Below are 12948 nucleotides of genomic sequence, written 5' to 3'. Positions count from 1 at the left end.
CAAATGAAAATGAAAAAAACAATTATCGTTGCCCTGCTGCTTATTGGAAGCATCGGTGTTGCCTTGGCCACTATCGCAGATTTAACTGGCAAATGGACAGGCATTTTGAACAGCCCTGATGGCAATACTTCGCAATTAGATTATACATTTAAAGTTGACGGCACAAAGCTTACCGGCAGTTTCGAAAGTGCTTATGGTAAAGGAGCGATTGAAAATGGTAAAGCCACCGACAAAGAAATAACTTTTAGTGTTAATTTGAATGGTTTGGACTTGCCGCATAAAGGCACTGTATTTACTGATTCTATTGCACTGGATATTGACTATAAAGGAAACCCTTTACATGTTAACCTGAAGCGGGCAGTTAAATAATTGCATTTTTTATTTACAACTTAAAATTCGATGTTTTTAAATTGTAAATCCCAATCTTAGATTTTGTTCAGCAAGATTAACAAAAACATTAGAATGAATTTGACCATAACTTTGTGCTTTTGAACTCTTAAAAAGCAGTGGTAAAAGAAGCATCCAAATTAAAAGGGGTTTCCGTTAAGTTGGAAACTCCTTTTTGTTTGAAAAATTATTTTGAATACTGCTTTTAGCACCTTTATTTTAGAAAGTTTACAAATTTTTAGTGCATAAAAGAAGCATGTAAAATGATAGTTGCTTATAAAATTGAAAGTCTCTTTTTGTTAGTTTAAATACCAAAAAAGGAAACAGCTTGTTGAGGTGCATCAAAGCTTTTAGAAGTTTTGCCCAGCAATCTTGGAAACCTAAAGTTGGGCTGGGGAATTGCATGTCCGCCGCCATTAATCGTGCAAAGTTCAACTACGGTTTGCCCTGATTTTATCCAAGATTGTCGTTCCGAGTAAATGTCGTTATTTTTTTCCAAGTCATTTTCTTTTGCATTGTACAATTTTTCTGTTAAAGGTTTTGTTGTAATTCCATTCCGTTCAGTCAAATTTTCTGCAGATGCTTGTGCAGAAACCACTGCCCCGAGTTTTTTAAATCCAAACAGCGTTACATTGCCCCCATTATATGGGTTGATTGGATCTTTGGTTCCGGTAATTAGCATCACCCTTGATGTTTGCCCTTTTAAAGTGCAGGAACAAGTGGCCGGCGTTGGAATATTGGCACTGACAGCCGAAACAGCAGCTATCAAATTCGGCTGTTCCATAGCAAGGCGCAAAGCCATATGTCCACCATTTGAAAACCCAAATACAAACACTTTGCCCGGGTCAATTTCATAATCTTTTTTGAATTTTTCGATCAAATTTCGGATCAACCCAACATCATCAATATTTTCTTTTTTTGCCGGAAAAGGTGCACCGCTTCGGCAGTCGTTCCAATTCCCTTTATAACCATTTGGGTAGATCACTGCAAACCCTTTTTGGTCTGCCAATTGGTCAAACTCGTAAGCTGTCCATTGCCGCATTTTAGCCGCATCCATCCCGCTTCCGTGCAAAGCAATGATTAACGCCGGTTTAGTACTCAGCTCTTTTGGAACGTAGAACAAATAACTTCTCGTTTGATTAGCTATTTGGATTGTGGCCTGTTCAATTTTTGAACTAAGCTGAGGTTTGTTCGGAGCTGGAGCATAAGCAAAATAAAAATAAGCAATCAGCCCAAAAACCAGCAGGATGCCAACGATAATAATGATAGTTTGGTTCATCTTTTTTTTAATTATTAAAGAGTTGATTTTATTGTTTCATATTAAATGTTACCATACAAAACTAAATCAATTATTGTTTTAAAATGACTTTTCCAACAGGCTTCATCTGCTCTAAAAATTGCTTTGCTTCTGCTGCCTGTTCCGATGGAAAAACCTTTGCTATAACGGGTTTGATTTTTCCCTCGTTCAACAGTTGAACTATAGCCAACATATCTTCTTGCTTACAAGTTTCTAAATAAAAAATACTTCTTTTATCAGATAAAAATTAGAATTATTATCCAAGTTTTAAATACCAATTTTTAGGTGGTAAAAGAAGCATCTGAAATCAAATTATAAAACCAATGGTTTACCGATACTCAACACATCCAATTTTCCTTCCAAGTTAAGGCCCTTCGCTGCTGTATGCAAATCTTTTAAAGGCTGGCTCAATGGCTCGTCCGAAAGATCAAAAGTACCGTAATGCATCGGTATAAAACGGGCGGCGTTCAATTCTGTAAACCCTTTTAACGCATCTGCCGGAGACTGGTGGTTGGTGCTCATAAACCAGGCAGGTTCATAAGCGCCAATCCCTAAAATGGCATAATCAAAACAACCAAAAATGGTCGCCAATTGTTTGTAATGTGTATCGTACCCGCTATCGCCCCCAAATAAAATACGCTTGTTTGCCGTTTCTATTACAAACCCTCCCCAAAGCCGCTGGTTGGCATCCAGCAAACTGCGGCTTGACCAATGCCGGGAAGGAATAAAAGTAATTTTTATGGGACTGCTGCCGGTTTCGTATTGCTGGTACCAGCCTGCCTCTTCTATTTTGTTGGATTTGGTGAAAGTTTGTACGATTTCTTTCATGCCCAATCCCGTCAAGTATCTAACATTTGGGTTTTGCTTTGATAATAGTTTCAAACTTTTTTCATCCAGGTGGTTCCGATGGTCGTGCGACAATAAAACATAATCAAGGTTTGTTAACTGGTGTGGGTCAACAGGAAATTCAGACCGGCGTTTAACAGAAAGAATATCGCCAAACACAGGGTCGGTTATTATTCGGGTGCCATTAATACGGATATAAAATGTGCTATGCCCAAGCCAAACAATAATATCTTCGGTTCCTTTCAGCCAGGAATCATTTTTAAAAACAGTTGGGTTCCAAACTTCTGCCTTTTTTTCTTTTTTAAAAGGGCTGCTTTCCAATTTCCAACGAAAAACATCGGCAAAGTTTGGGACAAAAGGATGGTTAAGGTTCACAAATTTACCTTTTTGGTCAACAGGTGTTCCCTGCCATCCTTCAGGGGCTTTTGGTGTTTTTAATTGTGTATTGTTTTGGTAGGTTTTGATTTGGTTATTTGGCATTGTATCGGTTTATTGCACAAATAAAGGCAACTTGCAAAAAGGTGAAACTAAAGTAATAACATGCGGCACTTAAATAAAATAATGGTTGCAGTTCTTTTTTACTGCTCATAAAAACCATCAACATCTTTATTTTCGTTCCAACAGTATTCTATATCAAAAGCTGCTTTTTTGGCAAATTCAATTCCATGTACATCTTTTAGAAAACCCAATGTCATGTCCATGCCGGCACTCACACCAGATGATGTGTAATATTTACCATCTATCGTCCAACGGGCTTTTTTAATCCAATTCACATTTTGTCCCTGAGTCATTACCCAATTAAAAGCCCTTTTATTTGAGGTAGCGTTTTTACCATCCAAAAGCCCTGTCTTTGCAAGCAATGCACTTCCTGTACACACGGTAAGCACAAATTTGCTTAATTGGGATATTTGTCTGATTTTATCAATAAATAAACCATTGTTTACTTCTTTTCTTGTTCCGGTGCCTCCCGGGATCAAAAACACATCGCCTCCATTTTTTAGGCCATCAAGATTTTTTGTTAAAATTGAAACTCCGTGACTGTTATTGATTAGGCCGCCCAAAAGAGAATAAAAGGATATTTGATAATAGTCTTTTAATCTGCCTAAAATTTCAACAGGGCCAAATACGTCCAATGTTTCAAAGTCGTCAAATAACAAGATGGCTACTTTCATTTTTTATTTGTGGTTTAGGGATTGATAATAGTTAAGGAATTGTTTCAATTTATATTGAAAATATGCTTCTTTTATGCCATAAAAATCATTGAAGCTTATGTTTGGTTGTATGCAGATATATAAAACACAAGAACAAATTTTATAGGGTAAAAGAAGCATTGTTTTAAACCATATATTTTAATCTTTCATGTCCCTGGCTTTAACTTTTATTATTTTTCCATTTTCAGAAAAAACAAAAACACCATCAGTTTGGCGTTTAGCTTTTAACAACTTTTTAAAAGTTAAATCCAAACCTTTTTCAATTTTCTTTAGTAATTCCTGATCTTTTAAATCAACATTTTCCATTATTATATTTTTATCTGTTAGTTTTAAGGTTTTCTTGCATATAATTAGCCACAAGATTCTCATTACTATATTTACTTGTTAAAAGGGAGTCAATAATTTTTTGCTGCTCAACTTCAGTTTTATTTTGACTAAGTTTTTTCTTTGCTTGTAATTCTGTCACAACAATTTCAAATGCAACAATTCCTTTTACCAACTTTAACTTATAATCTTCTGGCAAATTTCCCCATTGTTGTTTGTACGAACTTTCATAATTGTCAATGGTTGCTTCGAGTACTTCAAAAGCCTTTTCTATTTCCAAAATTAACTTCCCTTGTCCATAAGCATGAATAGAAATATAATTCCAAGTTGGTACATTTAATTCTTTATCGTAATTTGTTGGTGAAATATAAGCATGAGGTTCGCTAAAAATCACTAAAACTTTATCATTTTCAATATCAGTCCAATGCTCATTTGCTTTTGCAAAATGTGAAGTCAAAATAACATTGTCGTCTTTGATAGAAACAAGAAAAGGCAAATGTGTTGCAACTGGAAAATTGTCTTTTGCGGTAATGATTGTTGCAAAACTAAATTGTTTCATAAAAGCAACAATTTCGTCTCTGTCTGTCGTTAAATTTATTTTAGGAATATACATTACGAGGGAATTTTACTTTTGAAATTGTATAAAACTACAACTAATATCTAATTACTTCTCAAAACTGCAACAAAAACGCCGTCCCTTCCCCTTCTACCGATTGTGCTTGAATCTGCGCCTTGTGCAACAACATAATTTGCTTGCACAAACTCAAACCGATGCCGCTGCCATTTTTTTTGGTGCTGAAAAACGGAACGAAAATCTGCTCCAGTAAATCTTCGGCCATGCCGGTGCCGTTGTCGGTTATTTTGATGATGGTTTTTTTATCGTTCAAAACAGATCCGGAAAGCACGATCAAAGGCTTTTCGCGTTCTTTTACGGCTTCAATCGCGTTCACCAAAAGGTTGATCAGCACTTGTTCCATCAGCATCGGGTCAACTTCTACGGTTAGTCCGGGATCTTTTAAAACAATGTCCAATTCAATGTTTTTCTGTTCCAAAGTTGGCTCCATCAACGTATTTAAACTTTCGAAAAGGTCTCTAACGTAAACTTTTTTGACGTTTAAAGTGGTGATCTTGTTCAGGTTGCGGTAAGTCTCGGCAAACTTCAGCAAGCCCTCGCTTCGGCGTTGGATGGTATCAATGCCCAGTTCCAAATCTTCCAGCAAAACCGATTCTGATTTTTGGTCGGTAAAAGAAGCATTGGCTTCCTGCAAACGGTTTTTCAAGGTATGCGCCAAAGATGAAATCGGCGCGATGGAATTCATGATCTCATGCGTCATCACGCTCAACAACTTTTGCCAGGCGCGCGATTCGGTTTCGTCCAACGCTTCGTTTACGTTTTGCAAAGCCAGCAATCTATACTTTTTCCCTTCGGTTTGAAACCCGGTGGCCGACAACAAAATCTTGATGGAAGATTGCGGCCCTTGCAAAGTAACAATTGTGCTGTTGCTGTTTTTAAGGCTGATGATTTCCCGGTACAAATGCCCGTCGCGCTTTTGCAACGAACGGATGTTTTTTAAGTACGGTAAAAGAAGCATGGATTTCAGCGTTTCGTTCATCCAAAGTACGTCGCCGGTTTCTGCATCGTACGATAAAATCCCCGTTCCAACCAGTTCCAAAATTTTCTGTAAATATTGATATTGCGTTTCCTTTTCGCGCGAAATAGTTTTAAAAGTAGTGTTGATGGCATTGAAACCGACCCGCAAATTTTCTAAGCCAACGGTAGAACCTTTGGTATTATAATGCCGGGAAAAATCGCGGTAACGGATGGCTTCGGCAAACTGGTCTAACTCAAGATAAATTTTTTGGTGGAAGTTGTACAGTTCGGCCAATTGGATCAATATCAAAACCAGCATTCCATAAAACAAACCGGATAAATGATGCAAAAAAAGATACCCCGCCAGGCAAAATGTTACCGGTAAAAACAGTATGCGAAGTAGGATGGGCCAGTGGTAGGATTTCATGGAAGAGCGGGGAGCGGGGATTGAAGATATGTCTAAATCAACTAAATTACGATCAAAATTGTGGCATTCATTTATACCTTGCATTCCGCTCCCCCGCACTTCGTTCCCCGCTCCTCCCCTAAATCTCATACTTGCTCAACCTCCTATACAGTGCCGTTCGGGTTAAACCCAGTTCTTTGGCGGCTTTGGTGATGTTACCATTGTGGAGTTCGATCACGCGTAAAATGGTATTTTTTTCGATGGAACTGAGGCGAAGTTCGTCGGGCTGCTGCATTTCGTGCACGGATTCTATCGGCGAAAATATCAGTTCATCGGCGCGTAAAACCGGCCCGTCGGACATGATGACGGCGCGTTCCATAATGTATTGCAGTTCGCGCACGTTGCCGGGGAAATAATATTGCTGCAGTTTGAGCAAGGCTTTCGGCTCAAGTTCTAAAACCGGCTTCAGATATTTATTACTGTACAATTTGCTGAAATGATTGGCCAAAACTTCAATGTCTTTCCCGCGTTTGCGCAGCGGCGGAACCGTTATTTCTACCGTGTTAATGCGGTACATCAAATCCCGGCGGAAACGGCTTTCGTTGGCCAGTTCAAAAAGCGGAACGTTAGTGGCACAAATCAAACGGATATTCACATCAACCGGTTGGTTGCTGCCCAACTTGGTTACCTGCCGGTTTTGCAAAACGGTCAGTAGTTTGGATTGTTGGTGCAAAGCAATGTTCCCGATTTCATCCAAAAACAAAGTACCGGTATTTGCCGCTTCAAAACGGCCGACCCTATCTTCGCGCGCATCGGTAAACGCGCCTTTTTTATGACCGAACAATTCGCTTTCAAACAAATTTTCGGACAAGGCACCCACATCAACTTTAACATAAGGTTTGGCCGAACGAAGCGATTGCTGATGAATGGCTTTCGCGATCAAATCCTTCCCGGTTCCGTTCTCGCCCAAAATCAAAATATTTGCATCCGTTGGTGCGATCTTTTCGATCTTGTAGAAAATCTCGTGCATAATCTCGGATTCGCCCAACAGCTCTTTCCCGATAATGGAATTGCGTTCAACGTTAAAAGCAGTTGTTTTTACTTTGGAATGCTTGTCCAACGCTTCCGTAATCACGTTCAGCAGCACTTCATTGTGCCAGGGCTTTACCATAAAATCTGCCGCACCTTCTTTTAACGAACGGACAGCCAGGTCAATATCGCCGTAAGCGGTGATCATAATGACGGCTGCATCCGACTTAAACTCCCGGATCTTTTTCAGCCAGAACAAACCTTCATTTCCCGTATTGATCGAGCTGTTAAAATTCATGTCGAGCAGGATTAGATCAAATGTGTTTTTGGCCAAAATAGAGCGGATGTTTTCCGGGTTTTTTTCGGTAACTACTTCTTTTACCACTGGTTTTAACAAGAGGCGAACGGCGGTCAATACGTCTGTATCGTCATCAATAATCAGGATGCAGGCATGTTTTAGGCTCATAGGATTTTTTGGTGAAGCAATTATAACAAACGGCGGTCGGATTTCAGCGGAATGCTTCTTTTATCGGTGTTTTTTTAGCCCCACCTAACCTCCCCAAAAGGGAGGAACTATGGCGCAGACCTTTATGGTTCGCTATACAAAAGCCCTCTCTTTTTAGGTATCAGGTGTGAGGTATGAGGCTTTGCAAGGCGCTCACACCTCTTACCTGATACCTCAAACCTCTCACCTCATTCACTCCGCAAACTCTTTACGGGATTGGCCAATGCTGCTTTTACCGACCTAAATCCAACCGTGATCGCCGCAATAACAAAAGTTGAAAGAATGGCAACCAGGAAAATCCACGGGCCGATATTGATGCGGTACACAAATTCCTGTAGCCAGTGGTGCATTACCAGCCAGGAAATTGGTGCGGCAATTACAAATGCGATCAGCAGCAGCCGAGAAAACTCTTTGCCAAACAGCCATAAAATGTTTTGCAAACTGGCACCAAGCACTTTGCGCACGCCAATTTCTTTAGTTTTTTGTGCAGCCATAAAAGAAACCAAACCATACAAACCCAAGCAACCAATCAGGATGGCAATGCCGGCAAAACCTTGCACCAAGCGCAATATCGTGTTGTCCAGTTCGTAAAATTTGGCAATCTTTTCATCCAAAAAAGTGGCCGAATAAACATAATCGGGATAATTTTCTTTCAAAACTTTTTCCATAGCAGTTAAAGTTGGTTTGATGTTGTTGAGGTTGATGCGGACAGCAGCGTAATTATACTGCAAATACTTTGGCGCAATTACAATCGGACTGATATTGCTGCGGAATGATTCTGTGTAAAAATCCTTTAAAACACCAACTACGGCTGCTTTTTTGCCACTTACGGTAATTGTTTTACCAATAATTTCCTGCGGTGATTTTAGCCGGAGTTTCTTGACAGCCGTTTCGTTCACCAAAAATTCCTGGGTCGTATCCGAAGGAAAAATGTTTCTACCGGCAACTAATTTTAAATTAAATGTTGGCACGTATTGGTCATCGGCATCTTTTGTATTGATTTGAAATACTTCTTTTACCGGCCTGTTTTCGTAGGTAATATCTGTTTCGTTGTTATTATCAGATGCAGGTGGTTCAAAACAAAAACTTAGCTTTTCGGCACCGGCAATAGCAAGTAGCCTGGTTTTTAACGTGTTCAATTTTGTTTTAGAAGAACCCGGCAGGTTCAACAAAACGATTCCGTCTTTTCTAAAACCCAAATCAGCTTTGGCCGCATAATGGATTTGTGCCGAAATTACAATCGTCCCGATAATTAGTATTTGCGAAATGGCAAACTGTACAATTACCAAAACCCTTCTTAACGGAAACCCGCCTGCATCTTTTTGCGTCAGTTTTCCTTTTAAAGCAACTACTGGTTGAAAATTGGCCAAAATCAGTCCCGGGTAAGAGCCAGCCAGAAACACAATGACCACCGAAAGCAACACCAAAAACACGGTTAAATTGAAGTCGTGAAAAATGCTGATGGAAAGCTCGGTTTTAAATAATTGGTTGATGTACGGGATAGCCATTTCTGCCAGGCACCAGGAAATGAACAGGGCAAAAACAGTAATCAGCGCGGTTTCTGCAATAAACTGCCAAAAGAGTTGTGTTTTTAAGCTGCCCAAAACTTTACGAACACCTATTTCTTTAGCCCGTTTTAACGCTTGCGCCGTTGCTAAATTGATAAAGTTGACACAAGCGGTAGTGATTAAAAACAACCCGATCAAAATCAAAGCCCATAAATATTTTTTGTTCACATAACCATCGTAATCGGTATTAAAATGAATATCGGAGAGTGGTTGTAAATTAAAAAAGTCAGTCAAGGCATCTTTTCCAAGATATTTTTTTCGGAAAGCAGGAAAAACTTTTGCAACATCGGCAGGCAAAACATGCGGTTTCAACCGTACAAAACACTGCATTCCGCTTGCTACACTGCCCCAACTACTGTCGCTGGCCATCGATTTACTACGTTGTTTTAAACTGGAATAAGAAAGATAGATTTCCTGTTTCCGGTCTGTATTAATTGGGATATTTTTTAAAATACCAGTTATCTTAAAATCGATTTTGTTGTTTAGCCGGATGATTTGGCCAATTGGGTTTTGTTTTGCAAAGTATTTGTTGGCCAGGTTTTGTGTGATGATTGCTGTATTCAATTCTGTCAGCATACTTCTTTTATCGCCTGTTTTTAAGGGAAAATTGAAAATATCGAAAAACTCCGGTTCGGCAAAAGCAACACCGTTTTCCTCCTCAAATTTTTTGTTGTCTTTGCTGGATGGAATAGAAACCAGGCTGTTTCCATAAGTTATTACACGAGCAGTTTTTTCGGCAAAAGCATAATCATTGCGAAAAGCTTTGCCCAAAGGTGCTGGAACGCCTTGCGAGTAATTAACATTGTCTTCATGAAATTCAGTAACGATTCGATAAATGCGGTCTTTATTTGGATGAAAATCATCAAAACTTAAATGGTATTTCACCAGCGCAAAAATCAGGATGCCGCAAGCCATACCTAATGACAATCCTAAAACATTGATTAAAGTGTAGGATTGGTTGCGCTTTAAGTTCCGCCAGGCAATTTTAAAATAGTTTTTGATCATGATATTTTAGTTTTTATAGCTGATGCTTCTTTTATCGGTGTTTTTTTAGCCCCACCTAACCTCACCAAAGGGGAGGAACTATGGCGTATTATCTTTATAGTTTACTATTTAAAGGGTTCGAGGCAAAAGGTATGAGGCTTTGCAAGATGCCGATACCTGATACCTCTTACCTCAAACCTCTCACCTCATTCACTCCTCAAACTCTTTACCGGATTGGCCAATGCTGCTTTTACCGACCTAAATCCAACGGTTATCGCAGCTATGACAAAGGTTGAAAGAATGGCAACCAGAAAAATCCAGGGACCGATATTGATACGGTAAACAAATTCCTGCAGCCAGTGGTGCATTACCAGCCAGGAAACCGGTGCGGCAATTACAAATGCGATCAGTAGCAGCCGAGAAAACTCTTTGCCAAACAGCCATAAAATGTTTTGTAAACTGGCACCAAGCACTTTGCGCACGCCAATTTCTTTGGTTTTTTGTGCGGCCATAAAAGAAACCAAACCATACAAACCCAGACAACCAATCAGAATGGCAATGCCGGCAAAAACTTGCACCAAGCGCAGTATCGTGTTGTCCAGTTCGTAAAATTTGGCAATCTTTTCATCCAAAAAAGTGGCCGAATAAACATAATCGGGATAAGTTTCTTTCCAAACCTTTTCCATAGCAGTTAAAGTTGGTTTGATGTTGTTGAGGTTGATGCGGACAGCAGCGTAATTGTATTGCAAATACTTTGGCGCAATTACAATCGGACTGATATTGCTGCGGAAAGATTCTGTATTAAAATCTTTTACAACACCAACTACGGCTGCTTTTTTGCCATCTACAGTAATTGTTTTACCAATGATTTCCTGTGCAAATCCTAGCCGGAGTTTTTTTACAGTAGCTTCGTTAACTAAATATTCCCGAATAGTATCCGAAGGAAAAATGTTTCTACCGGCAACTAATTTTAGACCAAAAGTTAGCACGTACTGGTCATCTGCATCTTTTGTATTGATTTGAAATGCTTCTTTTACCGGCCTGTTTTCATAAATAATATCAGTTGTATTATTGTTTTCTGAAGCTGGTGCCTCATGACAAAAACTTAACTTTTCGGCACCGGCAACAGCCATCAATCTTGTCTTTAACGTGTTCATTTTTGTTTTAGAAGAATCTGGCAGGTTCAACAAAACAATTCCATCTTTTCTAAAACCCAAATCGGCTTTGGCCGCATAACGTATTTGTGCCGAGATAACAATTGTTCCAATAATTAGCAATTGCGAAATGGCAAACTGTACAATTACCAAAACTCTTCTTAACGGAAACCCGCCTGCATCTTTTTGCGTCAGTTTTCCTTTTAAGGCAACAACTGGCTGAAAGTTGGCCAAGATTAAACCCGGATAAGAACCGGCGAGAAATACAATTACCACCGAAAGCAACAGCAAAAACATAGTTAAATTGAAGTCGTGGAAAACGCTGATGGAAAGTTCGGTTTTAAACAATTGGTTGATGTACGGAATAGCCATTTCTGCCAGGCACCAGGAAATAAACAAGGCAAAAACAGTAATCAGTGCCGTTTCTGCAATAAACTGCCAGAAAAGCTGCGTTTTTAAACTGCCCAAAACTTTGCGCACACCAATTTCTTTTGCTCGTTTTAAAGCTTGCGCGGTTGCCAAATTGATAAAGTTGACGCAAGCCGTTGTAATTAAAAACAAACCGATCAAGGCCAAAGCCCACAAATATTTTTTATTAACGTAACCATCGTAATTGGTATTAAAATGAATATCGGCAAGCGGCTGCAGGTTAAAAAAGAACTCGTTCACTTCATCTTTGCCTAAATATTTTTTACGAAAAGTTGGAAATACCTTTGCAACATCGGCAGGCAAAACATGTGGTTTCAACAAAATAAAACATTGAGTGTCGCTGTTTATGCCGGCCCAACTGCTATCGCTGGCCAGCCATGCGTTCTTTTGTTTTAATGTTGGATAGGAAAGATAGATTTCCTGTTTCCGGTCTGTATTTGCTGGAATATTTTTGAGGATCCCGGTAATTTTAAAATTGATTTTGTTGCTTAAGCGAATAATTTTACCAATTGGGTTTTCTTTGGCAAAGTATTTATCGGCTATGTTTTGGGTGATGACTGCTGTATTCAGTTCCGTCAGCATGCTTCTTTTATCGCCTGTTTTTAAGGGAAAATTGAAGATGTCGAAAAATTCCGGTTCGGCAAAAGCAACGCCGTTTTCTTCTTTAAACTTTTTATTGTCTTTGCTTTCCGGGATAGAAATCAGGCTGTTTTTATAAGTTACTACACGTGCTGTTTTTTCTGCAAAAGCATAATCATTGCGAAAAGCTTTACCCAGCGGCGACGGAACGCCTTGCGAGTACTCAATATTATCTTCATGCAATTCGGTAACTATCCGGTAAATGCAGTCTTTATTTGAGTGAAAATTATCAAAACTTAAATGGTATTTCACCAACGCAAAAATCAGGATGCCGCAAGCCATGCCCAACGACAATCCTAAAACATTGATTAAAGTGTAGGACTGGTTACGCTTTAAATTCCGCCACGCGATTTTAAAATAGTTTTTGGTCATGGGTTTGAGGTATCAGGGTTGAGGTATCAGGTTTGAGGCAATATCAATTAATTGTTCCCTGATGGATAAACATAACTGATACCAATTCTATAAACCATTGTAAATCAACAATCTTTCTATTATCTATCTCAAAAACCGTTCGCCTTCGTACAGCAAGTGTCCGTTTACGGACAGCAGATTTAGGGTTTGCTTTTTCAACAAAACAA

Annotated in this window: 11 protein-coding genes; 1 reads left to right on the top strand and 10 read right to left on the bottom strand. The window is 39.2% G+C overall.

Translation table 11 applies throughout. From position 1 onward, the window contains the following. The first annotated feature begins 9 nt into the window (after positions 1 to 9). Positions 10 to 369, top strand: a complete 360-nt coding sequence (locus tag V5804_RS14210; protein ID WP_369592059.1) for a hypothetical protein — start codon at positions 10 to 12, stop codon at positions 367 to 369. A 322-nt stretch (positions 370 to 691) separates the two neighbouring features. Here the strand turns inward: V5804_RS14210 and V5804_RS14205 are convergent, their stop codons facing one another. The 10 genes from V5804_RS14205 to V5804_RS14160 form a co-directional block, all read right to left on the bottom strand. Continuing rightward, positions 692 to 1666 carry a PHB depolymerase family esterase gene (locus tag V5804_RS14205; protein ID WP_369592058.1) on the bottom strand — a complete coding sequence of 325 codons (975 nt, stop codon included), beginning with the start codon at positions 1664 to 1666 and terminating at the stop codon, positions 692 to 694. A gap of 70 nt (positions 1667 to 1736) precedes the next feature. Next, on the bottom strand, positions 1737 to 1910 hold the full coding sequence (locus V5804_RS14200; protein ID WP_369592097.1) for a zinc-binding dehydrogenase: 174 nt from the start codon (positions 1908 to 1910) through the stop codon (positions 1737 to 1739). Positions 1911 to 1996: 86 nt separating this feature from the next. Further along, the gene (locus V5804_RS14195; protein ID WP_369592057.1) at positions 1997 to 3010 is read right to left on the bottom strand and encodes an MBL fold metallo-hydrolase; all 1014 of its coding nucleotides are present in this window, start codon (positions 3008 to 3010) and stop codon (positions 1997 to 1999) included. A gap of 98 nt (positions 3011 to 3108) precedes the next feature. Next, positions 3109 to 3702 (bottom strand): DJ-1/PfpI family protein, encoded by a 594-nt coding sequence (locus V5804_RS14190; protein ID WP_369592056.1) that lies wholly within the window; start codon positions 3700 to 3702, stop codon positions 3109 to 3111. Between the two features lie 177 nt (positions 3703 to 3879). Beyond that, positions 3880 to 4047: a hypothetical protein gene (locus V5804_RS14185; RefSeq protein ID WP_369592055.1), complete on the bottom strand. Its 168-nt coding sequence runs from the start codon at positions 4045 to 4047 to the stop codon at positions 3880 to 3882. 10 nt (positions 4048 to 4057) lie between these two features. Then, positions 4058 to 4678, bottom strand: a complete 621-nt coding sequence (locus V5804_RS14180; RefSeq protein ID WP_369592054.1) for an FMN-binding negative transcriptional regulator — start codon at positions 4676 to 4678, stop codon at positions 4058 to 4060. A gap of 58 nt (positions 4679 to 4736) precedes the next feature. Then, entirely contained in the window at positions 4737 to 6212 is a 1476-nt protein-coding gene (locus V5804_RS14175; RefSeq protein WP_369592053.1) for a PAS domain-containing sensor histidine kinase, read from the bottom strand. Continuing rightward, positions 6202 to 7557 (bottom strand): sigma-54-dependent transcriptional regulator, encoded by a 1356-nt coding sequence (locus V5804_RS14170; protein WP_369592052.1) that lies wholly within the window; start codon positions 7555 to 7557, stop codon positions 6202 to 6204. The genes V5804_RS14175 and V5804_RS14170 overlap by 11 nt, the downstream gene beginning before the upstream one ends. Positions 7558 to 7784: 227 nt before the next feature. Continuing rightward, complete coding sequence (locus V5804_RS14165; protein WP_369592051.1) at positions 7785 to 10169, bottom strand: ABC transporter permease; 2385 nt, start codon at positions 10167 to 10169, stop codon at positions 7785 to 7787. 185 nt (positions 10170 to 10354) lie between these two features. Continuing rightward, entirely contained in the window at positions 10355 to 12742 is a 2388-nt protein-coding gene (locus tag V5804_RS14160; protein WP_369592050.1) for an ABC transporter permease, read from the bottom strand. Positions 12743 to 12948 lie beyond the last annotated feature (206 nt).

This window comes from Mucilaginibacter sp., assembly GCF_041088075.1.
GTDB lineage: Bacteria > Bacteroidota > Bacteroidia > Sphingobacteriales > Sphingobacteriaceae > Mucilaginibacter_A.
The sequence above is the reverse complement of the archived record's forward strand: the minus strand, read 5'-3'. Positions and strand labels throughout refer to the sequence as shown.

Bases quoted from the DNA above. Each gene is read 5' to 3' on its own strand.
- V5804_RS14165 (WP_369592051.1), bottom strand. From the start codon at position 10,169: ATGATCAAAAACTATTTTAAAATTGCCTGGCGGAACTTAAAGCGCAAC.
- V5804_RS14175 (WP_369592053.1), bottom strand. From the start codon at position 6,212: ATGAGATTTAGGGGAGGAGCGGGGAACGAAGTGCGGGGGAGCGGAATG.
- V5804_RS14160 (WP_369592050.1), bottom strand. From the start codon at position 12,742: ATGACCAAAAACTATTTTAAAATCGCGTGGCGGAATTTAAAGCGTAAC.
- V5804_RS14195 (WP_369592057.1), bottom strand. From the start codon at position 3,010: ATGCCAAATAACCAAATCAAAACCTACCAAAACAATACACAATTAAAA.
- V5804_RS14210 (WP_369592059.1), top strand. From the start codon at position 10: ATGAAAAAAACAATTATCGTTGCCCTGCTGCTTATTGGAAGCATCGGT.
- V5804_RS14205 (WP_369592058.1), bottom strand. From the start codon at position 1,666: ATGAACCAAACTATCATTATTATCGTTGGCATCCTGCTGGTTTTTGGG.
- V5804_RS14170 (WP_369592052.1), bottom strand. From the start codon at position 7,557: ATGAGCCTAAAACATGCCTGCATCCTGATTATTGATGACGATACAGAC.
- V5804_RS14190 (WP_369592056.1), bottom strand. From the start codon at position 3,702: ATGAAAGTAGCCATCTTGTTATTTGACGACTTTGAAACATTGGACGTA.
- V5804_RS14180 (WP_369592054.1), bottom strand. From the start codon at position 4,678: ATGTATATTCCTAAAATAAATTTAACGACAGACAGAGACGAAATTGTT.
- V5804_RS14185 (WP_369592055.1), bottom strand. From the start codon at position 4,047: ATGGAAAATGTTGATTTAAAAGATCAGGAATTACTAAAGAAAATTGAA.